Annotated in this window: 27 protein-coding genes; 5 read left to right on the forward strand and 22 right to left on the reverse strand. The window is 40.3% G+C overall.

All coding sequences use genetic code 11. The features are described from left to right. Positions 1-2: 2 nt before the first annotated feature. The 15 genes from atpD to ACGHIY_RS08120 form a co-directional block, all read right to left on the reverse strand. Positions 3-1,427, reverse strand: coding sequence for a F0F1 ATP synthase subunit beta (gene atpD / locus ACGHIY_RS08050; RefSeq protein WP_005385435.1), 1,425 nt, complete (start codon positions 1,425-1,427; stop codon positions 3-5). Between the two features lie 18 nt (positions 1,428-1,445). Then, entirely contained in the window at positions 1,446-2,300 is an 855-nt protein-coding gene (gene atpG / locus ACGHIY_RS08055) for an ATP synthase F1 subunit gamma (RefSeq protein WP_295869072.1), read from the reverse strand. A 3-nt stretch (positions 2,301-2,303) separates the two neighbouring features. After that, positions 2,304-3,842 carry a F0F1 ATP synthase subunit alpha gene (gene atpA / locus ACGHIY_RS08060; RefSeq protein ID WP_005385431.1) on the reverse strand — a complete coding sequence of 513 codons (1,539 nt, stop codon included), beginning with the start codon at positions 3,840-3,842 and terminating at the stop codon, positions 2,304-2,306. 16 nt (positions 3,843-3,858) lie between these two features. After that, on the reverse strand, positions 3,859-4,410 hold the full coding sequence (gene atpH, locus ACGHIY_RS08065; protein ID WP_105089725.1) for an ATP synthase F1 subunit delta: 552 nt from the start codon (positions 4,408-4,410) through the stop codon (positions 3,859-3,861). Positions 4,411-4,414: 4 nt separating this feature from the next. After that, a complete protein-coding gene (gene atpF, locus ACGHIY_RS08070; RefSeq protein WP_105089726.1) occupies positions 4,415-4,912 on the reverse strand; it encodes a F0F1 ATP synthase subunit B in 498 nt (165 codons plus the stop codon). An 18-nt stretch (positions 4,913-4,930) separates the two neighbouring features. Beyond that, on the reverse strand, positions 4,931-5,158 hold the full coding sequence (gene atpE / locus ACGHIY_RS08075) for a F0F1 ATP synthase subunit C (RefSeq protein WP_004695064.1): 228 nt from the start codon (positions 5,156-5,158) through the stop codon (positions 4,931-4,933). Between the two features lie 23 nt (positions 5,159-5,181). Beyond that, the gene (gene atpB / locus ACGHIY_RS08080) at positions 5,182-5,874 is read right to left on the reverse strand and encodes a F0F1 ATP synthase subunit A (protein ID WP_390525460.1); all 693 of its coding nucleotides are present in this window, start codon (positions 5,872-5,874) and stop codon (positions 5,182-5,184) included. Positions 5,875-6,100: 226 nt separating this feature from the next. After that, positions 6,101-6,337 carry a hypothetical protein gene (locus ACGHIY_RS08085; RefSeq protein ID WP_287540994.1) on the reverse strand — a complete coding sequence of 79 codons (237 nt, stop codon included), beginning with the start codon at positions 6,335-6,337 and terminating at the stop codon, positions 6,101-6,103. Positions 6,338-6,479: 142 nt separating this feature from the next. After that, the gene (locus ACGHIY_RS08090; protein WP_367268436.1) at positions 6,480-6,674 is read right to left on the reverse strand and encodes an AtpZ/AtpI family protein; all 195 of its coding nucleotides are present in this window, start codon (positions 6,672-6,674) and stop codon (positions 6,480-6,482) included. Between the two features lies 1 nt (position 6,675). Continuing rightward, positions 6,676-7,818: a non-hydrolyzing UDP-N-acetylglucosamine 2-epimerase gene (gene wecB, locus ACGHIY_RS08095; protein WP_227037341.1), complete on the reverse strand. Its 1,143-nt coding sequence runs from the start codon at positions 7,816-7,818 to the stop codon at positions 6,676-6,678. A gap of 57 nt (positions 7,819-7,875) precedes the next feature. Further along, positions 7,876-9,027, reverse strand: a complete 1,152-nt coding sequence (locus ACGHIY_RS08100) for a glycosyltransferase family 4 protein (protein WP_004697504.1) — start codon at positions 9,025-9,027, stop codon at positions 7,876-7,878. Between the two features lie 34 nt (positions 9,028-9,061). Next, positions 9,062-10,420 carry a PFL family protein gene (locus ACGHIY_RS08105; protein WP_004697539.1) on the reverse strand — a complete coding sequence of 453 codons (1,359 nt, stop codon included), beginning with the start codon at positions 10,418-10,420 and terminating at the stop codon, positions 9,062-9,064. An 8-nt stretch (positions 10,421-10,428) separates the two neighbouring features. Further along, positions 10,429-10,704: an ACT domain-containing protein gene (locus ACGHIY_RS08110; protein ID WP_004695058.1), complete on the reverse strand. Its 276-nt coding sequence runs from the start codon at positions 10,702-10,704 to the stop codon at positions 10,429-10,431. Positions 10,705-10,838: 134 nt separating this feature from the next. Next, positions 10,839-12,476: a phosphoglucomutase gene (locus ACGHIY_RS08115; RefSeq protein ID WP_004695057.1), complete on the reverse strand. Its 1,638-nt coding sequence runs from the start codon at positions 12,474-12,476 to the stop codon at positions 10,839-10,841. A gap of 165 nt (positions 12,477-12,641) precedes the next feature. After that, positions 12,642-13,598, reverse strand: a complete 957-nt coding sequence (locus tag ACGHIY_RS08120; RefSeq protein ID WP_004697517.1) for a YitT family protein — start codon at positions 13,596-13,598, stop codon at positions 12,642-12,644. A gap of 205 nt (positions 13,599-13,803) precedes the next feature. Here ACGHIY_RS08120 and ispE point away from each other — a divergent pair, with 205 nt between their 5' ends. The 4 genes from ispE to ACGHIY_RS08140 all read left to right on the forward strand — a co-directional run bounded on the left by ispE (position 13,804) and on the right by ACGHIY_RS08140 (position 18,599). Beyond that, positions 13,804-14,700, forward strand: a complete 897-nt coding sequence (gene ispE, locus ACGHIY_RS08125; protein ID WP_004697538.1) for a 4-(cytidine 5'-diphospho)-2-C-methyl-D-erythritol kinase — start codon at positions 13,804-13,806, stop codon at positions 14,698-14,700. Continuing rightward, positions 14,697-15,389 (forward strand): GntR family transcriptional regulator, encoded by a 693-nt coding sequence (locus ACGHIY_RS08130; RefSeq protein WP_004697535.1) that lies wholly within the window; start codon positions 14,697-14,699, stop codon positions 15,387-15,389. The genes ispE and ACGHIY_RS08130 overlap by 4 nt, the downstream gene beginning before the upstream one ends. Before the next feature lie 140 nt (positions 15,390-15,529). Beyond that, entirely contained in the window at positions 15,530-16,990 is a 1,461-nt protein-coding gene (locus ACGHIY_RS08135; protein ID WP_390525461.1) for an alanine/glycine:cation symporter family protein, read from the forward strand. 352 nt (positions 16,991-17,342) lie between these two features. Continuing rightward, complete coding sequence (locus ACGHIY_RS08140; RefSeq protein ID WP_004695052.1) at positions 17,343-18,599, forward strand: Glu/Leu/Phe/Val dehydrogenase; 1,257 nt, start codon at positions 17,343-17,345, stop codon at positions 18,597-18,599. A 121-nt stretch (positions 18,600-18,720) separates the two neighbouring features. On the opposite strand, the gene ACGHIY_RS08145 is transcribed toward ACGHIY_RS08140, so the two are convergent. The 6 genes from ACGHIY_RS08145 to ACGHIY_RS08170 form a co-directional block, all read right to left on the reverse strand. Next, a complete protein-coding gene (locus ACGHIY_RS08145) occupies positions 18,721-19,212 on the reverse strand; it encodes a QueT transporter family protein (protein ID WP_390525462.1) in 492 nt (163 codons plus the stop codon). 344 nt (positions 19,213-19,556) lie between these two features. Next, entirely contained in the window at positions 19,557-20,246 is a 690-nt protein-coding gene (queC, locus tag ACGHIY_RS08150; RefSeq protein ID WP_316063898.1) for a 7-cyano-7-deazaguanine synthase QueC, read from the reverse strand. Positions 20,247-20,412: 166 nt separating this feature from the next. Continuing rightward, positions 20,413-21,168 (reverse strand): exodeoxyribonuclease III, encoded by a 756-nt coding sequence (locus tag ACGHIY_RS08155; protein ID WP_128114504.1) that lies wholly within the window; start codon positions 21,166-21,168, stop codon positions 20,413-20,415. 137 nt (positions 21,169-21,305) lie between these two features. Continuing rightward, positions 21,306-21,533, reverse strand: a complete 228-nt coding sequence (locus ACGHIY_RS08160; RefSeq protein WP_008602417.1) for a hypothetical protein — start codon at positions 21,531-21,533, stop codon at positions 21,306-21,308. 13 nt (positions 21,534-21,546) lie between these two features. Then, positions 21,547-22,365: a sulfurtransferase gene (locus ACGHIY_RS08165; protein WP_270278924.1), complete on the reverse strand. Its 819-nt coding sequence runs from the start codon at positions 22,363-22,365 to the stop codon at positions 21,547-21,549. A 51-nt stretch (positions 22,366-22,416) separates the two neighbouring features. Beyond that, entirely contained in the window at positions 22,417-22,581 is a 165-nt protein-coding gene (locus ACGHIY_RS08170) for a hypothetical protein (RefSeq protein ID WP_270278925.1), read from the reverse strand. A gap of 315 nt (positions 22,582-22,896) precedes the next feature. Here ACGHIY_RS08170 and ACGHIY_RS08175 point away from each other — a divergent pair, with 315 nt between their 5' ends. Then, on the forward strand, positions 22,897-23,826 hold the full coding sequence (locus tag ACGHIY_RS08175; protein ID WP_270278926.1) for a DUF3829 domain-containing protein: 930 nt from the start codon (positions 22,897-22,899) through the stop codon (positions 23,824-23,826). Between the two features lie 67 nt (positions 23,827-23,893). Here the strand turns inward: ACGHIY_RS08175 and ACGHIY_RS08180 are convergent, their stop codons facing one another. After that, positions 23,894-25,447, reverse strand: coding sequence for an ABC transporter substrate-binding protein (locus ACGHIY_RS08180; RefSeq protein WP_390525463.1), 1,554 nt, complete (start codon positions 25,445-25,447; stop codon positions 23,894-23,896). Positions 25,448-25,693 lie beyond the last annotated feature (246 nt).

Here is a 25,693-nt window from a genome sequence, read left to right on the forward strand (position 1 = left end):
GATTATTCCCCCTTCTCTTGCATTTCCTTTGCTTTTTGAACGGCTTCATCAATGGTACCAACCATGTAGAATGCACCTTCCGGTAAATCGTCATGTTTACCATCAAGGATTTCTCTAAAGCCTCTCAATGTTTCGGACAATGGTACGTATTTACCAGGAGAACCTGTAAACACTTCGGCTACGAAGAATGGTTGACTCAAGAAACGTTGAATCTTACGAGCACGTGATACAGTCAATTTATCTTCGTCAGACAATTCTTCCATACCAAGGATTGCGATAATATCTTGAAGATCGCGGTATTTTTGCAATACTTCTTGTACGCCACGAGCTACCGTATAATGTTCTTCGCCAAGTACATGTGGGTCCAAAATACGACTAGTAGAATCGAGTGGATCTACAGCTGGATAAATACCAAGTTCCGCAATGGAACGAGACAATACTGTTGTTGCATCCAAGTGAGCAAATGTTGCTGCTGGAGCAGGGTCAGTCAAGTCATCGGCTGGTACATATACAGCTTGTACGGAAGTAATGGAACCTTCTTTTGTAGATGTAATACGTTCTTGTAATGCACCTACGTCATTAGCCAATGTAGGTTGGTAACCTACGGCAGATGGCATACGACCTAAGAGGGCAGATACTTCGGAACCCGCTTGGATAAAGCGGAAGATATTATCGATAAACAAGAGCACGTCTTGTTTCTTCACATCACGGAAATACTCAGCCATTGTAAGGCCTGTAAGACCTACGCGCATACGAGCCCCAGGTGGCTCATTCATTTGGCCATATACGAGGGCCGTTTTATTGATAACGCCGGATTCTTTCATTTCATTCCACAAGTCGTTACCTTCACGAGTACGTTCGCCTACGCCGGAGAATACGGAGTAACCACCGTGCTCTGTAGCAACATTGTGAATCAATTCCATGATTAATACGGTTTTACCTACGCCGGCACCACCGAAGAGGCCAATTTTACCACCTTTTACGTATGGAGCGATAAGGTCAACAACCTTAATACCTGTTTCCAAGATTTGTGTATCTGGAGAAAGGTCATCAAATTTAGGTGCTGGACGATGAATAGGCCATTTTTCGTCAGCTACAACTGGAGCTGGATCATGGTCTACAGTTTCACCCAATACGTTAAAGATACGCCCCAATACACCTTCACCTACAGGAACGGCAATTGCAGCACCAGTATCTTCAGCATCCATATTACGGGTCATACCGTCAGTAGAGCTCATTGCAACGCAACGTACAGTATCATCACCTAAGTGTTGCATAACCTCTACTACAATTTTTTGTCTATCATGTGCCTTATGATCATGGTAGATGTTGATGGCGTTGTAGATGCTTGGCAAATGACCAGCATCAAAGCGCACGTCTACAACTGGGCCGATGACCTGCACAACTTTACCAATATTATTACTCATCGACAGATGTCTCCTTATTTATTGCAAGGCATTAGCGCCACCAACGATTTCAGAAATTTCGTTTGTAATGCTAGATTGACGTAACTTGTTATATTCAAGACCTAAGGAATCAATGAGTTCCCCTGCATTGTCTGTAGCAGATGTCATGGCTGTCATACGAGCACCCAATTCACTTGCTGCAGATTGCAACAATCCATTATAAACAGTAATTTCTAAATATTTTGGTAGCAACGCCTCCAAGACAGATACAGCAGATGGCATGAAATCATACTCCTGCCCTTTTACCTCATCTTGTGGTTGCTCTATTGGCAACAAGCGTTCAGCCTGTGCAATTTGCGTCATAGAATTTACAAAACGTGTATATATCATGATGACTTCGTCAACTTCATGACTTTCGTATAGTGAAAGTGCTTCATGCATAATGGCACGCGCATGTTCATAGGAAGGTTTATCAGAGAAGCCCGCATAGGACTTATCAATATGAATTCCTCTGGATTTCATGCTGTCTCTTGGCTTTTTACCAGCCGTGATAACACGATATGTATCGGAAGATTTGCCATGCAATTGCTCCATAGCAAATTTCAATACATTAGACGAGAATGCCCCTGCAAGGCCCTTATCAGCACCTATTACAACATAGCATGTGCGTTTTATAGGACGTACCTCTAGTAAAGGACTGCTAAAGCCTTCTAAATCACTATTAGACATATGACGCAAGATTTGCCCAATTTTTTCTGCGTAAGGACGTGTAGATTCCGCTTTTGTTTGTGCCCTACGAAGACGAGCTGAAGCAACCATCTTCATCGCTTTTGTAATTTGTTGCGTATTGGTAACACTTTTTATGCGTTTTCGCAAATCTTGTGCACTAGCCATACATTACGCCTCCTTATGAGACACTAATGTATGCGTAGAACCAAATGCTTCTACACATTCTGGGATTGCTTGCTTCAATAGATTTTCAGTATCTTCATCAATTTTCTTAGACGTTTCAATATTCGTGATAATTTCAGGATAGTTAGCTTTCACAAAACGTAAAAGTTCAGATTCAAATGATAATACATCAGCTACTTGAATATTAGCTAAGTATCCTTTTGTACCAGCGTAAAGATTGATAACCATTTCTGCTACGCTCATAGGTTCATATTGACCTTGTTTTAACATTTCAGTCAAACGTTCACCGCGGTCTAATTGTGCTTTAGTAGCCGCATCAAGATCAGAACCGAACTGTGCGAAGGCTGCCAATTCACGATATTGTGCAAGGTCCAAACGCAATTGGCCTGCTACTTGTTTCATCGCTTTAGTTTGTGCACTACCACCTACACGGGATACGGACAAACCTACGTCAACAGCTGGACGGATACCAGAGTAGAACATATCTGTCCCCAAGAAAATTTGACCATCAGTGATGGAGATTACGTTTGTTGGGATGTATGCAGATACGTCACCCGCTTGTGTTTCAATGATTGGCAACGCTGTAATAGAACCACCGCCAAGTTCTGGTGAAAGTTTAGCAGCACGTTCTAATAGGCGGCTGTGTAAGTAGAATACGTCGCCTGGATACGCTTCACGCCCTGGTGGACGGCGTAATAATAGAGACATAGCACGGTAAGCAGCTGCTTGCTTAGTTAAGTCATCATATACGCAAAGTACATGTTTGCCTTTGTACATGAAGTATTCACCCATAGCAACCCCTGCATACGGAGCAATGTATTGTAATGGAGCACCTGTAGAAGCACTAGCAGAAACGACGATTGTATAATCCAACGCACCTGTTTCTTCTAATTTTTGTACTACACGAGCTACGGTAGATTCTTTTTGACCAATAGCTACATAGATACAAATAACATCTTTACCTTTTTGGTTGATGATTGTATCAAGAGCGATTGCAGTTTTACCAGTACCACGGTCACCAATGATGAGCTCACGTTGGCCACGGCCAATTGGTACCATTGCATCAATGGCTTTCAAACCAGTTTGCAAAGGTTCATTTACGGATTGACGATCCGCAATACCAGGAGCTGGATGTTCTACAGGACGACGTTCTGTCGCTTGAATAGCACCCTTACCATCGATAGGCTGACCCAACGGATTTACTACACGACCAATAAGTGCATCACCTACTGGTACGTCCATAATTTTGCCAGTACGGCGTACTTGGTCACCTTCTTTAATCAAGAAGTCATCACCCAATAGTACGGCACCAACATTATCTAATTCTAAGTTCAAAACCAAGCCATATACGCCGTGTGGTAACTCTAACAACTCACCGGCCATGGCTCTTTCAAGACCATAAATATGGGCGATGCCATCCCCTACGTCGAGAACAGTACCCACGTCATCGACATTGAGGTCAACATCATAGTCCTGAATCTGCTGTTTAATTATAGCAGTGATTTCTTCAGGCTTCATTTTCATATATACCCATTCACCCCTATCTAATAGAGTTCGTTCTTAATAAAGATTTTTCTAATTCTTGCAAGCGACGAGATACAGAGCCATCAATGCGTTTATCCCCTACTTGAATGATAATACCACCCATAATGGAAGGATCTTGACGCACGGATAGAATAACATCTTTGCCCGTTACCTCTCGTAATTTAGCTTGTACAGATGCTTCTATATCAGCTGTGATTGGTTCTGCTACAGTGACAGTAGCTTCTAGAATACCACGAGCTTCGCGTGATTTCTTAATAAATGCCGCAATAGTCTGCTTTATATAGCGATCACGACCACGTTTAATCATCACATAAATAAAATGCAAAGCAACCTTATCGAGACTAGATTCAAAAATTTTACCAATCAGCTTAATCTTTGCATCTTCTGTAACAGTTGGATTTTCAAGGAATGAGCTTAATTCAGGTTGCTCATCCATTACAGATGCTACATAGCCTAATTGCTCCTCCATGAGATCCAACTTATTTTGTTCTTGAGCTAATTCAAACATAGCTGAACTGTATTTATCTGCTACAATTTCTATGCTCATCGTATCACAACCCTATCGTTTTACTATCAAGTTGACGAATAGCGTCTTCGATCAATTTCGTATTAGTTTCGCTGTTCATATCTTTAGCAACAACTTTACCAGCCATAGCTACAGATAAGGAAACAACTTCATTGCGCAAGCTGTTCATAGCACGATCACGTTCAATGGCAATATCTTGACGAGCACGATTTTTTTCTTGTTCAATTTGCTCGCGAGCTGTTGCTAATTGTTCACGTGTTGTATTTTCTGCTTCTTGAATTGCTTTTTCAACAATTTTTTGTGCCTCTACACGAGCATTAGAAATTTGAGCTGCATAATCAGCTTTAAATTCCTCTGCTTCTGCACGAGCTTTTTCTGCAGCTTCTAAGTCTTTAGCAATTCGTTCTTTACGTTCTGTCATCATAGCCAATAATGGTTTATATGCAAAACGAGCCAATAGCCAAACTAATATAAAAAAGTTCAACATTTGAGCAAGAATCGTTCCAAGGCTTAAGTCAACCAAGGTTATTCCTCCTCGTTATTATCTGAATAACAAAATAAATGCTACTACTACACCGATGATAGGCATCGCTTCGATCAAACCAATCGCTACGAACATTGTAGACATCAATTGACCACGTAATTCTGGTTGGCGTGTAATACCTTCGATTACTTTGCTAGATACAAGACCATCACCGATACCTGCACCAATGGCACCACAACCTACTGCGATTGCTGCTGCTAATGCGAATAAACCTTGAGCTTCCATAATATATCCTCCATATAAAATAATTAATGTTCCTCACTAAGAGCCATCCCCAAGTAGGAGGCAGTAAGAACTGTGAAAATAAAGGCTTGAATAATACCGATAAATAAACTAAAAGCAATCCAAACCCATGGTACAGGTACAAACCAAGGCAAGTTATACAATACTTCTAACAAAATTTCACCAGCTACGATATTGCCGAATAGACGGAAAGCAAGTGTAACTGGTTTTGCAATTTCCTCAAAAATATTAAGGATTAGCAAAGCCTTATAAGGTTGTACAAAATGATTGAAATAGGATAAGCCTTTAACTTTAATCCCCATAACCCATACCACTAATGTGCTACATAGAGCTAATGCAATTGTAGTATTAATATCGGATGTTGGTGATGTTAAAGCCTTAAACGTTGGCATTAAACCCAGTTCGTTCCCTACAAAAATAAATAAGAAAAACGTAAATAACAAGGAACTTACCATCGGCCAATGACGACCCAAGTTCGGAGCTAGCTGCCCCTCTAAGCCTTCTAATATAGCTTCCACTATATTTTGCAAGCCTACAGGCACCAATTTACGTCCTCGGGTGGCCAATACTGTTACCAGTATTACAATAGCCATAGTAACCCATGTAGCAATCAAGGTATCAATATTAAATGTTAACCCCAACCACTGCACGACCTCATGGTGTCCCGCATGTAATTCCACGTTCTCAACCCCTTCCATAAACCTAATAAAAACCTAATATATTTACATTAATATAAATATAATATATATGTATCATCATACATCGTTATAGATATATAATCAACACTTAAAGGGTAAACAATTCCAAATAATCATAAATAGAATGTATTCAATGCATTATTAGAATACGACTCCATGTCTTATTAAAATCCACATCAATACATTAATTTAAATGCAATAAAATTCTTAATTAAAATAATAAAAATTAGAACCGTCCACTAAGCCGCCAATACACTATATAAAGTGCAGGCTGGATAAGTGCAATCGCTACAAACATACTAATTGCTTCTACATGGGGAATCTTCAAACCTAATACGACTAAAGATCCAACAAGCATAAGACGCCACACCATCTGTCTACGCGCCTTACGAACAGCCTTATAAGGATCACCTAATATAATTGCTTGACCATGTAGTGCAAGGCTAAGCAAGTAGAGCACCATTATAAAAATGCCCCACAGCCAGCCCCATACATAGTGTTGTAATCCGCATGCAACCTGTATTATCACCCCTAAAAAGGCAATAAAAAAACAAGTCAGCAGCACGCGCACTATGAATTTTATATATTGATTCATACATACCTCACTACTTAACTTGTTTATATAGCATATAAAATCCTGTTATAGCTCCTATTAGGCCAAATATGACCATACAGAGTGGCTCCGTTTGTAGCCAACTATCTAATTTATGACCTAGCCAAATAAAACCACCTATACAGGAGACCAGTGTGACCCCCGCCGAAGTTGCCATGGCGAGGGCTTTCACAAGATCCTTATCCATATTATTTACCAAAACGTTCAGGACGATGCGCATCACCTAAGAATTCATGTCGCAACGCTTGAATGATGCGTTCAGAGGCTTTTCCGTCACCATAGGGGTTAACAGAATTAGACATTAACTTATACGCTTCAGCATTGCTCAATAATTCATAAGCGGCTTTATGTACCGCATCCTTATCAGTACCTACAAGGCGAACAGTGCCTGCTTCTACCGCTTCAGGACGTTCTGTCGTATCACGTAATACGAGAACTGGCTTACCAAGAGCTGGGGCTTCTTCTTGAATCCCACCTGAATCAGTCAAAATCAAGTAAGATTTAGCCATCAAGTTTGCAAACGGTTCATAGTCAAGAGGGTCAATTAATGTAACACGCTCCACAGAACCAAGTTCCTCTTGTACAACTTGGCGAACTTTAGGATTTTTATGTACAGGGAAAACAACTTGAATATCTTCAAATTCATTGATTAAATCTCGAATGGCTTGATATACATGGCGCATAGGTTCACCTAAGTTTTCTCGGCGATGTGTGGTAACAAGAACCGTACGTTTTTTAGGATCAAGAGCATTAATAGCTGCATCATCGAATACATAGCTGTCTTGTACCGTCGTATCAAGAGCATCGATAACAGTATTCCCTGTTACATAAAGATGTTCTGTATTAATATTTTCTTTTTTTAAATTGCTTTCAGAACTAGAAGTAGGCGCAAAGTGATACGTCGCGATCGAACCCGTCAATTTTCGATTCATCTCTTCAGGGAATGGAGAGTAAATATCACCTGTCCGTAGCCCTGCTTCCACGTGACCTACAGGAATTTCTTGGTAGAAAGAAGCCAATGCCCCAGCAAAGGTAGTTGTAGTGTCACCATGAACGAGTACCACATCAGGTTTTGCTTCTTCTAATACATCTTTAAGGCCCATCAAAGCACGATTAGTTACATCATATAGTGTTTGACCTTGGCTCATAATATTTAAATCATAGTCTGGGGTAATATTAAACAAGTTTAGTACTTGATCAAGCATATCTCGATGCTGTGCCGTAACGGTGACGATAGGTTCCATATCTGGTGCTGCTTGTAATGCTTTTACAAGAGGAGCCATCTTGATAGCCTCAGGTCTTGTACCAAAGATTGTCATAACTTTTAACATAGTTGCCTCCAACGTAGTAGGATAGAAAAAATGGGGCGCCAAGCGCCCCACAGATGGTTATTCCTTATGAGAATCATCAGTATTCTCCAAGGCTTTAGCCAATTCATCGCGATCAAAGGATATGGTATCATCCGAGTCGCTGCGTTCAATTGTAGGACGTGGTAACGGATGCCCTGCCGCATCACTATGCATGATAACGCCAAGACGTCGTGCAATATAAATACTACACAAGAAAATTACTAATACCAAAGTCGCGCCGACCCAAGCATTGACCTCTGCAACGATAACAGATACACCGCCGAAAAGAGCTGTTACTGCATACATCAACAATACAGCTTGCTTTTGTGTTAATCCTTGTGCCAATAAGCGATGGTGAACATGACCTTTATCGGGTTTAAAGATGGGACGTCCACTGATTTTACGGCGCACAATGGCAAATAAGGTGTCTAAAATAGGCAAGCCTAACACAATGGCAGGTACCACTAGAGCAATCATAGCCGCCGTCTTCACAGCGCCCATAACGGAAATAGCTGCTAATGTATAGCCTAATAACATGGATCCCGTATCACCCATGAATATTTTTGCAGGATTGAAGTTATACCGCAAGAAACCTACAGTCGCACCTGCTAAAGCAAGAGAGATACAAGCAAGATCAGTTTGACCAAGTTGCAATGTCATTGCACAAACAGCGATACATGCGATAAAGGAAATACCTGCAGCCAAGCCATCAAGGCCATCGATGAGGTTTACAATATTTGTAAAACCAACTATCCAGAAAATAGTCAATGGAATAGCCCAATACTTGAGATATACTACACCACCCCAAGGAAGGTTAATGAAATCTACTCGAATATCATAAGCCACCAAAATAGCGGCTGCTATAATTTGGCCCATTAACTTAGTTTTTGGCTCAATTTGTTTAATGTCGTCCCAAATACCAACTAGCACCAAAATGACTGTACCAAGGACAAACCCAAACAATTTATGATCATGCGGAATGGAATCGTTAAAAAGAACCGATCCCACATAACCGAGAAAGATTGCTAATCCACCAAGTCGTGGAATCGCACCATGATGCACCTTTCGAGCATCAGGCTTATCTATTGCCCCAACAGCAACGGCAAAGCGTTTTACCAATGGGGTAAGTGCAAAGGTTATGATGAGCGCTAGTGCAAAGGCCCACACATAATCGAGCACATATTCACTCATAAGACACCTCCAACAAGTAGGTTGTAAAAACGGATTAGTTCGTTAAGCTACGAATAGGAGCAGGAATTCTGCCACCACGGGCGATGAACTCGGCTGCACTATATGGACTCACTTCGATAATAGGAGCATAACCTAATAATCCACCAAATTCAACAACCTCTCCAACAGTCTTACCAGGTACAGGAATTACACGAACCGCAGTTGTCTTATTATTAATCATACCAATTGCTGATTCATCTGCAATGATAGCAGAAATGGTGTCAGCAGTAGTGTCTCCAGGAATAGCAATCATATCAAGCCCTACAGAACAAACACATGTCATGGCCTCTAATTTATCAAGTGTCAAACTACCACAGGATACAGCATCAATCATGCCTGCATCTTCCGAGACAGGAATGAATGCACCACTAAGACCACCTACGTGAGAGGAAGCCATAAGACCACCTTTTTTCACCGCATCATTAAGTAATGCTAGTGCCGCTGTAGTGCCATGACAACCACAAGAGGACAAGCCCATTTCTTCAAGAACATGAGCTACAGAGTCACCTACAGCTGGCGTTGGCGCCAAAGATAAATCAATAATACCAAATGGTTTACCTAGGCGGCGAGATGCCTCTTGGGCTACCAATTGACCTACGCGCGTGATTTTAAAAGCAGTACGTTTAACCGTTTCTGCTACAACGTCAAAGGATTGACCTCGAACGGATTCAAGCGCATGTTTTACAACGCCCGGGCCAGATACACCTACAGAAATAGCACTATCCCCTTCTGTTACCCCGAAGAAAGCACCCGCCATAAATGGATTATCCTCTACAGGATTACAGAATATTACGAGCTTAGCACAACCAAGAGCATCATTATCCTTTGTAAGCTCTGCAGTTTTCTTAACGATGATTCCCATGTCTCGCACTGCGTCCATGTTAATACCAGTTTTAGTAGAGCCCACAGCAACAGAGCTACAAACGATATCCGTAGTTGCCAGCGCTTCAGGAATAGAGTCAATCAAAATGCGGTCAGCTCGAGTGGCGCCCTTTGTTACAAGCGCAGAAAAGCCGCCAATAAAATTAACACCTACAGTTTTTGCAGCACGATCCATAGCTTCCGCCACAGGAACATAAGATGTTAAATCACTACCTCCTGCAACTAAAGAAATGGGTGTTACAGAAATACGCTTATTGATAATAGGGATGCCGAATTCTCGCTCAATATCTTCCCCTGTAGATACAAGATGTTCTGCCTCTTTTGTAATACGGTCATAAATACGGTCACATAGCTCTTTACCAGAACTAGATGCACATTCAAGCAAGCTAATTCCCATCGTAATAGTACGAACATCAAGCTTGTTATCGTGAATCATCTGATTCGTTTCTAAAATATTGTCGATAGATAACATAGTGCCTCCTATCCTACACGGTGCATGCTCAAGAAAATATCAGCATGTTGTGCACGGATTTCAACACCTAGTTCTTTACCTTGAGTCGTCAAAGCCTCTTGGATAGCTGTAAGATTTTTCATATCTTCAGACTTGGTTTCACACATCATAATCATATTGAAAACGCCATCGAGGATGGTCTGATTAATGGACATAATATTTACACCGTAGTTAGCGAGTACAGTACTAACTCCAGCAATGATACCAACGCGGTCTACGCCGACAACGGTAACAACTAATTTCATAACATCACCTTCTCTAAGCACTACAAACTATATAGCCAGTATAGGGCATTCAATAAACTATATTAATATATTATAACACATTTATTATTTTTCATGAGTGAAATCTTTATGAGTTTTCTAGTGAAAACAACATGTTACACTTCGTCAGACAAAGCACTTGTTACAATCTCTTCACCAGCAGTTAACAATGCGATAAGACCTTTATCCCCTTTATAGCTTTCACCATAAATTTTATATAAATCTTCAGTACCAGATGGACGTGCTACAAACCAGCCCGTTTCCGTTTCCACACGAACGCCATCGATAGGCATATCTTTATACAGAGAAGTAGTGCGAACATTAGTAATCGCATCACCATCTACTTCGGTAGCCGTAATGGAGCTTGCATTTAATTGTTTCAACTTAGCCTTGGCCGCCTTTGTACAAGGTGCATCAATACGACCAAATCGAGGATCGCCACACCCTACAACAAGATTATTATAGAGACGGTCAACAGTAGCCCCCATAACGGCATACATTTCCATCGCAAGGAGAGCCATTACCATGCCATCTTTATCAGTAGTCCATACGGTACCGTCTTTTTTAAGGAACGATGCACCAGCAGATTCTTCACCGCCAATGCCAATCTCACCATCGAATAATAGGGAACTAAAATATTTAAAACCTACTGGAACCTCATAAACAGGAACCTCTTTACTAGCAGCCCATTTATCAATCATAGTGGTACAAACAACGGTTTTACCGACCCCTTTATTTGTCCAACCACGAGTCGTAAACAAATAATCCGCCGCAGTCACAAGGAATGCGTTTGGAGAAGCTAGCCCATACGGACTAACGATACCATAGCGGTCATAATCAGGGTCATTCCCAACAGCGAGATCATAATTACCAATTTGTTTAATTACGTCAGCCATGGCATATTCAGATGAACAATCCATACGTACCTTACCATCATGGTCATAGGTCATAAAGCTAAAGGTCGGATCATACTCATCATTAATAATATCTAGGTTTAGATTATACCGCTCTTTAATAGCACGCCAATAACCTAGCCCACTACCACCGAGAGCATTAACGAGGACCTTAGGTTTTGCACTTTGGATTGCCTCCATATTAATGATAGAAGATAGTTCTTCTACATATAGACCTTTATAGTCATATGGAACCTGTTGGTCGGGTTCAATATTGTCGATACTAATACGTTTAAATCCTTCTAATTCACAATATGCGTGAACATATTCATTGGCACGTGTTTCAATCCATTTAGTAATCAACGTATCCGCTGGACCACCATTGGTAGCGTTATACTTAATGCCACCATTATCTGGAGGATTATGAGACGGCGTAATCACGATACCATCAGCCTTATCATCGTGGCTTTCATTATAACGAATAATAGCACGAGATATAGATGGTGTCGGCACGAAATCCATATCGGAATCAACCATTGCAGTTACACCATTGCCAGCAAGGACCTCTAGAACCGTCACAAGGGCTGGCTGAGATAAAGCATGTGTATCTTGACCGACGAAAATCGGACCTGTAGCGCCGAATTGACCACGGCCATCACAAATAGCCTGTGTAATAGCGGCCACATGTAAATCTGTAAACGTACTATTTAAAGATGTACCGCGATGGCCAGATGTGCCAAAGGATACGAGTTGTGTCGGATCTGTAATATCCGGAGCATTATCAAAATATGCATCCACAAGGGTTTGCACATCGATAATATCTTGTTCTTGTACAGGCGTACCTGCTAATTTGTGAGTCATAGAAACCTCTAATCTTATCTTGAGGGCAAGCCCTCTCATTTTACAACCTTGATATTCGATCAATTACATTAAATTATTTCCAAAATGTATGTATCATTCATAAAATATTATATTTACACATAATTAATATAAGATGACAACAGCCAGAGATTTTATCATAATTCTTTATTTTGATTTATTACAACTATTTTCATCTATATCTATTACAACATTATTGTTCGCTTCGGTAGTTCTATCTTTTGATTTCAGCTGTTTAGATATTTCCGCAGGAACAATAGGTTGAGTAAAACCTTGCCCGATAACCTCTTGGGCATCAGTAATCAAGATAAACACATTTGGGTCCGCTTCTTGAATAACCTCTTTCAATTTATTTACCTGCAGCAAGTTGACTGCAACCATCACAATTTGCTTAGGCGTCCGTGTATAGGCACCAATACCATTAATAATAGTGGCACCACGACCAACCTTATTGATAATACACTCACATACTTCATCGGTGCGATAGGTAATGATAAAAGCAACTTTACGTTGATTAAAGCCGATTACCACCTTATTTGTAATAATAGTATACACATACACACTGATAAGAGTTACAGCTACCGCTTCAAGTCCAACAACGCCGACAGCAACTAAGAGGATGGCACAGTTGATAGCGCTATTAATGGACCCCATTTGAAGGCCATAATATTTACGAACGATAAGTGCAATTGGATCAAGGCCTCCTGTATTACCACCTACACGGTAGACGATACCAAGCCCTAGTCCAGTTGTGATACCTGCCATCATAGAACTGAGTAGTGGATCCTTAATAATCATGTCATATTGCAAGAAACTAAACAGATCAATCATCCACGATAACATGAGCGTACCATACAAGGTATTAAGCACTACACGTTTACCAAGCCACTTCCAAGCAGCCCAAAATATAGGGACGTTCAAAATAACGTTCCAAGAACCAACGGATAATCCCGTTAGATAATACAAAATCAACCCTACCCCACTAATACCAGTACTAACCAGTTTGTGAGGTAGTACAAAGGCATCTAAACCAGCACCAAAAATTGCACAACCAATAGCAACTATGACACATTGATAGACAACATCTTTATACTTGGCGAACATAGCTCCCTCCAAATTGCCATTTCACTATAAATATTCTATAATGAACTAATTAAAACATACGCTGTTTACAATGCTTTTAATAATCAAACAACAGGTATATACAAAATCATCATAAACCACTTAATGGTTATTTTCAATCACTTTATAACAGTATAAAATAAACATATAAACTGCATATATTTTGTACATTACAAACGAGGCTATTATGAGTAAAAGTTTTGAGCAACTCGGTTGCAGCAAAATTAATATTGGGCTTGCTATTACAGGCAAGCGTGACGATGGATACCACGACATCGATTCTATATTTCAATCGATTCGCCTTAGTGATTCTATTTATTTCGCTAAGCATCATTCCGTAGTATTTTCTGGTGGCGCTCCCGAATTGCCTGACTACATGCAAAAACTCGTAAGCTATGGAGAAGATAATCTCGCGCTCAAAGCGTTACGCGCCATACAGGCCTATACGGGTTGTAAAGCCGGTGCCGCCATCCACCTATTAAAACGCGTTCCTATTCAAGCGGGTCTTGGTGGCGGTAGTGCAGACGCAGCAGCCATGTTATTAGGTCTCAACCGCTTTTGGGACTTACGGCTCACACAAGAGGAACTTTTAAATATTGGTGCCTCACTAGGATCTGATGTGCCGTTCCTACTACAAGGTGGTACAGCTCGCGGAACTGGTCGTGGCGAAGTGTTAACCTATAGCCAATCGCCAGAAGCACATTGGCTATTACTAGTAAAGCCAAAGGTATCTATTTCTACAGCGGTTGCTTATGGTCGCTTCAACGGTAAATCTAATGCCACCGCAAAAACAATCGATACCGTTCTGAATCATCTTCAGAATAATGATTTACAATCTGCTTTCACTAGTAGCGCTAATACTTTCGAAGAATTATTATTCCCAGATCACGAAGAACTAGGAATATGTAAGGAGTTTTTCACCAACCGTGGTTACCCAACCATCATGACAGGAAGCGGTCCTACGATGGTAGTATTACTTAACAAACCTATGGAAGCCTTACAATTACAAGAAGAGATTAAAGCAGCTGGTCATGATTGGCTGTCACTCATTACTAAAACATGTACACAGGAGGACTTAGTATGACAAAACGGTTACAACCTATACGACTCGATGCGTATAAACCACTAAGAGAAGTGGTAAGTGAAACATTGCGTCAAGCCATCCAAGATGGGGTGTTAAAACCTGGGGAGCGCCTCATGGAAATTCCCCTTGCCGAAGAGTTAGGTGTAAGTCGTACCCCCATTCGTGAAGCCATACGTAAACTAGAACTAGAAGGCTTTGTCGTTATGGTTCCTCGTCGCGGTACCTACGTTGCCAACATATCTTTAAAGGATATCACTCAAGTATTTGAAATTCGCTCTGCCCTTGAAGAACTTGCAGCAGGCCTTGCAGCAGAACGCATTACAGAAGAGGAAATCGAAACGCTGGAAAGAATGCTCGTAGAAATTGGCGATCATATGGAAAACAAAAATATGGAATCCGTCGTCGCTGCGGATGTAGAGTTCCACGAAGTCCTCTACCGCGCTTCTCGTAACGAAAGATTGGCTGATATTGTTCACAATTTACGAGAACAAACCTACCGTTTCCGCAGTTTCTCCATGAACCAACCAGGTCGTCTTAGAAAAACTTGGGAGGAGCATCGTCAATTAGTGGAAGCCATTGCCTCTCACAATGCTGCGCAAGCTCGCAAACTAGCTCGAATTCACATGGAACATTCTGAACAAACCTTGTTGCAAGGAATGGAAGAGTCACAAGAATTTACTAAGGCATAAACAACATCCTACAAAAATACTATATAAAGCAAAAATCCTTCCTATTTGTGAAGGATTTTTGTTTTACATAGTCTATAGAAATTGATACAATATCATTGATTAGTATGAAATATGGATTTTTTATAAGAAAGGGAGTTTTTATGGAAGCAATGCTCAATGATGCTATATCCACCATAAACGGTTATTTATGGAGTTATTTCATCATTTTTATTCTCATCGGCGCAGGTCTCTTCTTTACGATGACAACGAATTTTGTACAAATTCGCATGATTAAAGAAATGATTCGCCTCGTAATTAACGGCGCAGGTAGCTCTACAGAAAAGAACCATGTATCCTCATTTCAAGCATTCTGTGTTAGTACCGCATCTCGTGTAGGTGTTGGTAACATCGCAGGTATAGCTATTGCCGTTGTACTTGGTGGCCCTGGTGCTATTTTCTGGATGTGGGTTATCGCACTCATCGGTGCTGCCACTGGCTTCATCGAATCTACATTAGCACAAATCTACAAAGAACCTGTTGCTAAGGGCGGTTTCTATGGCGGACCAGCTTACTATATTTGGTATGGTCTAAACAACAAGGCATTATCTGTTCTATTTGCTATTTTAATCAGTATTACCTATGGTTGGATTTATAATTCTGTACAAGCCAATACTTTGGCTGCATCTCTCCAGGTATTTAACCTTGATGTGTCCTATACAGGCGCTGTAGTAGCAGTCCTTCTTGGTATTATCATATTCGGTGGTATCAACCGCGTTGCAAAAGCATCTGAAATCATTGTTCCTATCATGGCGATTCTATACATTGCTACTGCGTTATTTGTGGTAATTATGAATATCACCCAATTCCCACATGTAATCTATACTATTTTCTCCTCCGCATTCGAGCCTGTTGCAGCAGGTGGTGGCTTATTAGGTGCTACTGTTATGAATGGTATCAAACGGGGGCTCTTCTCTAACGAAGCCGGTGAAGGTTCTGTTCCAAACGCAGCCGCTACGGCAGCTGTTAACCACCCTGTAGAACAAGGTCTTGTACAAGCATTCGGCGTATTCCTTGATACATTCATCATTTGTACAGCTTCTGCTTTCATCGTACTCATCGTGGGTGATTACAGCACTACAGGTCTAACAGGTATTGCTCTTGTACAACATAATCTAGCTCAACAGCTTGGGTCTTGGGCGCCTACAGCCGTAGCCATTTTCATCGTTATGTTCTCCTTTAGTTCCTTAATTGGTAACTATTACTACGGTGAAATCAATATCAGCCACTTAACAAACAAACGATTCTACCTACATTTGTTCCGTATTGGCGTAATTCTTATGACATTTGTTGGCTCTATTGCCTCTCTAGATCTCGTATGGAACCTAGCCGATTTATTCATGGCTTTCTTAGTATTAACTAACGTAAGTTCCATCGTACGCATGGGGCGCACAGCAGGTCTTGCGCTTGATGACTATATCAAACAACGTAAAGCAGGTATTGAAACGCCAGTATTTAACCGTTCTATTCTAAACCACACGTACGGCATCGTATGGTGGGGTGATGGTCAAACTACAGACTCCTCCGTACCTCCTACTCCGATTGAAGATACTGTGGAAAAATAAAATATATCGACGTATGAGGCTGGTGAAAGTATCTTTCACCAGTCTTTTTCGTATAATCTTCAAAATAGTTTATTAGTACATATATAAAGGTCTATATTTTTCAGAATATAGATCTTTATTTTTTTGTAAAAGTATCCATTTTCATAGATAAAAATATTGTTCACTAGCAGATTGTACCGTGATAAAGATCACAGTAATTATCTATATTTTTACAATATTCAAAGGTCAAAAACTATAGAATATATTTATGAAAATATAAAGGGTATTCTGTTTACAATGTCGAATACTTAAGTATGCGATAAAATTAGCACTAATTAAACTATTAATTTACTCTATTATCCAGGAGGTAATTATGAGCGGTTATAACCCATATGAAAACATGTTAAACACATTAGACGTAGCAGCTGAAAAGCTCGGCTATACTCGTAGTGAATACGAAGTGTTACGTCACCCAGAACGGGAACTAAAAGTAGCGGTTCCTCTTCAATTAGATAATGGTGAAGTTCGAGTATACGAAGGCTATCGTTGCCAACATTCCACATTGCGTGGTAGCGCTAAGGGCGGTCTTCGTTTCCATCCAGATTCCGATGAAAACGAAGTGCGTGCACTTGCGGCTTGGATGACCATTAAAAACGCTATCGCTAACATTCCTTATGGCGGTGGTAAAGGCGGCATCAAAGTCGATCCAAAAACTTTAAACCCTCGTGAATTAGAACGCTTAACTCGTAACTTCGTACGCCGTATTGCACCTATCATCGGTGTTAATACAGACGTTCCTGCACCAGACGTAAATACGAATGCTCAAATCATGAGCTGGATTGCTGACGAATACAGCACATTAAAAGGCGAATGGAGCCCAGGTATCGTTACAGGTAAACCAATCGAAGTTGGCGGTTCCTTAGGCCGTAATGAAGCGACTGGTCGTGGTTGCCTCATCGCATTGCAAAGCTACCTTGCTAAGAAAAACTTGGATATCAAAAACCTTACTGTTGCAGTTCAAGGCTTTGGTAACGTAGGTTCCGTAGGTGCTCGTCTCATTGCACAAGCAGGTGCAAAAGTTGTGGCTATCGGCGACGTAAGCGTTAACATCTACAATCCTAACGGTCTCGATGTTGAAAAAGCATATGAATATGCTAACTCCCATGGTCGTTCCCTCGAAGGTTACAGCGAACCAGGCATGACTACAATTGGACCTCAAGAGTTATTGGCTCAACCAGTTGATGTATTATACATGGCAGCCCTTGAAAACCAATTAAACAAAGACAACATGGAAAATATCCAAGCTAAGATTATCTTGGAAGGCGCTAATGGTCCTACTACTAATGATGCGGATAAATACTTCTATGAAAAAGGCATCGACATCATCCCTGACGTTCTTGCTAACGGCGGCGGCGTAGTTGTATCCTATTATGAATGGGTACAAAATAAAGCAAGCTTCTACTGGACTGAAGAAGAAGTTAATGAAAGATTAACTAAGAATATGCAAAATAGTTTCGAAGCTGTTTGGGAAATGCAACATAAATACAATGTACCTCCTCGTCAAGCAGCGTACATGGTTGCTCTTGAACGCCTCGTAGTTGAAACTAGATGGCGTGGCTATAACTGCTAAACTCCTATACCTCCATACATGTTAGCCATAAAAAAGGCGTAAGCTCGATTTGAGCTTACGCCTTTTTATTTGTATTCGTTAATGCTCCATATGAATAGAAATTAACGCCCTCTCTTTAGTTTTATTTGAAAGCACCTAATAATGCAGCCATGCTAGGACGACTGATCAAAACTTTCACCAATACAGAACCAAGAATCGCTGGAATAGTTTGACCCACGATGAGGTTCAACACTAATGGCCAGTACGGTAGACCAAGTAATGGACTGAGCCACATTGGTACACATAGTGCTGGCACAAATACGATTGGAAGCATTGCCCACCAAGTGCTGAGGCCAAGCTTGCGCATCCCTACGATGATGCCTGTCGTTACTACACCGACACCAAAGCCCCCTATCATATCGAGGATGCCAAGACCACCGAAAAGGAAGTTAGAAATGAGGTTGCCAATCCCCATGGGAATTACCAAGAACGGAAAGGCATAAGCAAGTGCATATAATGATGTTGCTATACGAATTTGATAAGCCCCGAAGGAAACGCTTTGCGTTACATACAGTACAACGATGTACAATGCCACAACCATGGCAGAAATAGTCAATTTGCGTGTAGAAATCATAACACTCACCTCCTCAAAATAAAAAAGCATGGCAAAACTACCATGCTTACAATGCTTATGAATTTCCGTAGTTTTGTTTAGAGACAGGATGGTTTCAAACTGTCTTATTTAGTTGTCGCCTTTAGGCAGTACTAATATATCATATATCTAATATTTTCGCAATTAATTGGGATTAAGGCGGACTTGTAGGATCATCTACGATTAGTATCAAGATTGTAAGGTGGGGGTGGTGGCAGATACCTTTCCTCATCGCTCCACTGGCGAACCGGTCATCGGCCTAGGGCCTTGACCTGCCAAAGTAGCCGCCTAAAAGGCGACTACTTGTCTAAGCCAGTTTATGGGAATTATAGTGCTGGGTCTTCAACTCCGTTTGCGTGGAAGGCTTTTGCTCTGTCGATACAGGTGCCGCAGTGTCCGCATGGTTTGTCTCCGCCTTCGTAGCAGGACCAAGTGAGGTGGTATGGTACGCCGAGGCGTAGGCCTTCTTTTACGATGTCAGCTTTGTTGGAAGTAATGAATGGTGCTTCTAAGGAGCATTCTTTACCGGATCCTTCAAAGATGGCGTCGCCCATAGATTTGTAGAATTGTTCTGTACAGTCAGGGTATGCATTACCCGCCGCATCATCACTGTGAGCACCGTAATAGATATAACCGCAGTCTAGAGATAGCGCCAAAGATGCTGCGGCGGATAGGAATAGACCATTTCTAAACGGTACATAGGTGCTTACTATCCCTTTGCCTTCTATATCTTGTTGTTCTTTGTAGGAACCTTGTGGAATATCTTCACTAGATTGTACTAATAAGGAGCAGTTACTAAAGGCAAATAGCTTAGCAACATCCATCGTTTTACCTTCCATGCCGTAGTACTCTAAAATAGCTATAGCAGCCTCTAATTCCTTACTATGTTTTTGACCATATTGAATCGATAAGGGTACCACATTATCTTTACCAAATCGTTCAATAGCAAGGGCTAAACACGTAGTACTATCTACACCTCCGCTAAATAGAACGACAGCTTTTTGTTTTTGAGCCATATTATCTCCTTATTCTGAATAACAGTTTTCAAAATATCTCGAACAATAAAGAATACAAACATAAATATATATTTCAACAATATATATATTTCGATAGTAAAAGTCCTAACGCTATTACAACAGCCTCATCCGTAGATGAGGCTGTGCATTTACATTCGCTGAAATTTTATAGATCAATAACCAATTCTACTGGACAGTGATCAGAGCCAAAGATTTGTTGGTGAATCTTAGCTTCTTGGATTTTATCGTCAAGACGTTTAGATGTGATGAAATAGTCAATTCTCCATCCTGTATTTCGTTCACGAGCTTTCCCCATGTAGGACCACCAGCTGTATTCTTCAATCGCATCTGGATAGAGATGGCGAAATGTATCAGTAAAGCCTGCACCTAAGAGCTCAGTCATTTTAGCACGTTCTTCATCGGAGAAGCCTGCATTTTTACGATTTGTCTTAGGATTTTTAAGGTCGATTTCTTGATGGGCTACATTGAGATCGCCACATAGAATTACAGGCTTTTTCTTATCTAATTCAAGTAGATAATTACGGAACGCATCTTCCCAAGTCATACGATAGTCAAGGCGTGCTAATTCTCGTTGGCTATTCGGTGTGTAGCAGCATACTAAATAGAAATTATCATATTCAGCAGTAATAACACGGCCCTCTTGATCGTGTTCTTCAATACCGATGCCATTAGTTACGGACAATGGCTTGATACGCGTGAATACAGCCGTACCACTATAGCCCTTCTTAACTGCACTATTCCAATATTGCTCATACCCTGGCAATTCCAAAGAAATTTGATCAGGTTGCAATTTTGTTTCTTGCAGGCAGAAAATATCAGCATCTAATTCGTTAAAGGATTCCATAAATCCCTTTGTTACAGCGGCGCGTAGACCGTTTACATTCCAAGAAATTAATTTCAATTCTTACTCCTTTACAATACGTCGCATCAATCTAATAATATTCACCGTATTTAAATTGGTGAAAGTCTCTTTCACATAAAATATACGTCAAGTTTTTGCTTAATGTAAGCTAATCTAAGGATTATATGTTAGCAATACTACTGCTTTTTATGTTTCTTAGCATGTCTTGCTTCTGCACGAGCCTTGCGGGCATTTTCATTTGCTTTAAGATCGCTTTCACGTTTCTCACGAAAATAGTTAGCCACCGCCGACAAGACAAGGATTACTAATACAGTTACATTAAACATACCTGGTCCGAAGGTATAGATGTGATAACACAAATAACCAAAGGCAACGACTGTTAATAATTGTTTTAATAAATTCATTCGTCCTCCTATGTTAGTTTAATGTTTCTACACCTGTGCTAAGAGGAAAACCTTCATACGTTACCCAGTCACTAGAACTACCAACATATAAAGCAGATTCAAGGCCTACTTCGCTCATGGTTAACAACGCATTGCAGGCAGTCACACCAGAGCCACAGTACGTTACAACTGGTCGATTTTGATAAATTTCGTTGTAATACTCAGCCTCTAAGTCTTTCAAAGACTTAGGACCATCTACAGTATAACCGCTTTCATAAAAGTGATTAACAGCCCCAGGGATATGTCCTGTCATGCCATCCATCGTATCTACTTGAGATCCATCATAGCGAAATGGCGCACGAGCATCAATGATAATATGATCTCCGCTTTCACTAGCCTTGAGCACCTCATCGCGACTCATAACCATATCCGTTTGCAACTCGTAGTTAAAGATAGATGGTTCAGCAGGTAACGGGGTCGGCTCTTTAGTTAGGAGATGGCCCTCTCGAACCCAACGTTCAATACCACCAGACAAAACGCGTACATCTGTTAAACCCATGTAACGTAGCGTCCACCAAAGTCGGCCCGCTAAGAATAGCCAAGAATCATATACTACAACCTTTGAATTACGAGTGATGCCATAAGACTCAAAGGTATGAGCCAACTGTTCCATATCTGGCAATGGGTGACGACCACCATGCTCACCTAAAGGACCAGTCAAATCCTTATCTAAATCTACCGCATAAGCCCCCTTAATATGGCCTTTTTTATAATCTTGATATCCTCTAGCATCTAAAATGATGACCCCATCGAGACAAGCTAATAATTCTTTAGGAGTGATAAAATTTGACATGTTGTACTCCTTTCTTTGATTATATCGAAAAATACAAATCTTTTAATATTATTATATACGACTACAACGGGATATACAATTAAATGCTACGGATATTAAAAACTCATCACAATTGCGTAATCCATCTTCAATAGCAGATAATACATTACGCCCTTCCCCATTAGCAATAAGTTCCGAAGATGTAGCAAAATTGATTAACTGATTCGATTCTGACATAACGAACTCCCCATATAATGAATACTATACTTGCTATTATACCAGCCGTAGCTGCAACGTCTAGAGAATATATAATGTTACTTTCAAAAGTATATTTATTGAATCAGTTTATAGCCTAATTTATCGTTTAATCGCTAATTATAAATATAAATACATGTCCAAATCTAACATTTTCATCTTTTCCTTATAATTATCGTATCTATACGTCTTTTTTGCCACGTAAAGTTGTGATATAATGTAAATAATTACTCTTAGGGCATTAATCTGTCCAAATGGATCCAAAAGAGTTAGTGTGTTTTCAAGGAGCGTGCGCAGTTGAAAAAGGGGTACATCAAGTTAATAGCAGCCATTGTGCTTGGTGCTGCTATTATCGGTGGTGGGATCTATGGGGTGTATACACTCTTATCATCCAATACAACGACAATTTTATATCGATCAACCGTTGACGATAAAATCAACGCCATACGACCTTATATTATTGCATTAGATGCATATAACTCGTACAGTGTAGCCTATGCTAGCCAATTACAACCAACGCTTGAAGAGTTGCGCAATGGTTCTCATAATACGACGATTACCTTACCTAAATATAAGGAACTTAAAGCTGCATTAGAGGTAGCAAAACAAGATAGTTCAACGCCCTACGAAGATGTAAACCAAGCGACAAATGATGTCCTCGTAGTGCTTGATCAAATTATTCCTATTGCAGATCAGTTGCAATCTTACTATGTGGAACGTCGTTACGAAAAGGATAATTATAAAGGCAGCGATGAGCTAGCCGCTCAATATGTACCGTTAGCTGAACAGTTCTATGCTACATATAATGCATTAGATTTAGCTTTAGATAACCGTAATAATGAGCTTTATAACGAGCGCATGACTGAGTATCAGGGAGAAAAACGGGAAAATGCGGTTAACTTTATAGAGATAAATCTCATAACCGCACAAACTATTGACCTTATTGATCCAGATGGGAATACAGACACCCAAAAGGTAGAATCAAACTTACAACAAATTACACAACGCCTCAATAAATTACAACCTGGTACTACACCAGAAGTACAAAATGCAGTAAGAGAGTATCAAGACTCAGTAAAAGAATTTGTGGCAGAGGCACGCAACTACATCATTATCAACTCGTCATATGGCGAAGCTTATACGCAATTATTTACCAAGTATAATAAAATGATTAGTAAGGCCAATGCAGTTAATATGGCGGACTTAGACGTAATAGAGAAAAAATAATAGTTAGATAACACAAAGGACTAGCCCGTGTAAGCTAGTCCTTTTATTTTTATGTAAGCATCAAACTTTATTTCTTTTTCAAATCTTTTGTGATGATGTAATATTCAGACGGTGTTATCTTAATACCATCAATATGTTTATTACCTACAATATTGATTTTAGGGTATCCAAGGAATAATGCTACAGCGTTATCTAACATCAGTTGTTGAGCATTGATAACCGCATTACGACGCACCACTGGATCGTTACTGCTTTCACCAAGAGCCAACAATTCATCGAAACGAGGATTGGAGAAGCCAGAGCCATTAGTTTCAACGCCTGTCCCCCAATATTGTTTCAAGAACCATACTGGTTGACCAGTATTAGCGGTTACAATACTAGATATAATCATATCATAATCACCAGATTGAGCTAATGTGTCGATGACAGCATAATCTACGATTTTAATTCGTAAATCTACACCGATTTTCTTATAGTCCGCTTGCAATGCTTCCGCATATAATGGCAACTCAGGACGAGTTGTATAGGCATAAAAATCAAGTACTAGATTTTCACCATCTTTATCGACAATGCCATCACCATTCGTATCTTCATAACCTTCCCGTTTAAGTAATTCTTTGGCTCGCTCTACATTATATTTATTAGGATCCCGTAATTGGTTAAAACCATAATCGATAGATGGTGGCAATGGAGCCGCACCAGCTACAAACGTATCCTTCATGAGATTTTTCGCATAAGACTCGCGGTCAGCCGCTGCAATGAGGGCTGCACGTAGATTTGGATTTTGTAGTTTCCCCTTTTGACTCATACGAACAAATACATCACGCAAGGAAGCCATTTCGTAGATAGTGAAGTTCTTATCATTTTGGAAGATACTATATTCGCCAGGTCCAATACTAATAGCCATATCTACATCACCAGATTGTAATGCCATAGCACGCGTATTTGCATCATTAATAGATGGGATTTCAACCTTAGCAAAGCCAGCCTTACCGTCCCAGTAATTATCGTTACGTTTTAGTTCGGCACGCTCTTTTGTGAAAGAAGATACTACATATGGACCAGTACCAATAGGACCTTCCTTTGCAATATCACGACCATTCGCTTCTGCTGTCACGTCCATAATCAAGAACAATGGATCGCCTAACAAGTTAGGCAAGTTATAATATTCCTTGTCAGTCTTGATGGTCAACTCCTGACCGTTAGCAGTAATTTCCGTATAGTTAAAGAACGTTTTTGCTCGTTTACTCTTAGCAAAGGTCCGTTCTAAAGATGCTTTTACCGCCTCAGCTGTCAATTTATTACCATTTGAAAATTTGACTTTATCATTGATAGTGAAAGTCCACGTCAATTTATCATCACCTTGTTTCCAAGAGGTAGCAAGCCACGGGGTTGCCTTCATTTGATCATCAAACTTGATAAGCGTTTCACCTACACCAAAGCGTACAACAGCCCAACTAAAATAATTTTCTGTTGGTTCTAATGTGCCAGCAAAGTTAATAGCCCCTACCTTTAATACATCATTAGATGAAGAAGAGTCTTGATTCATACAGCCAACAGTCCCGAGCATAGTCATACCAAGGGTCATACCTATTAGTAAAGCCTTGCGTAATCCTTTCATTTATACACCTAACCTTTCTACACACATTAACTATCTATTTATGCTCAGATACTCACTATGTTTTGTATTAACATAATCTAGTAAATATAACCTGCTTTTACAATAGTTAATATAGAGAGAATCTATGTACATCACTTCATATGAGCATATCTTATTATACCCATAGGGGTATATTTCATACAGTCAACTATACTATAGATTAGGTGTTAACACAATGTATAATTTGAGAAACATTTCAATATATCT

It is taken from the genome of Veillonella parvula, assembly GCF_042850485.1.
GTDB lineage: Bacteria > Bacillota > Negativicutes > Veillonellales > Veillonellaceae > Veillonella > Veillonella parvula_Q.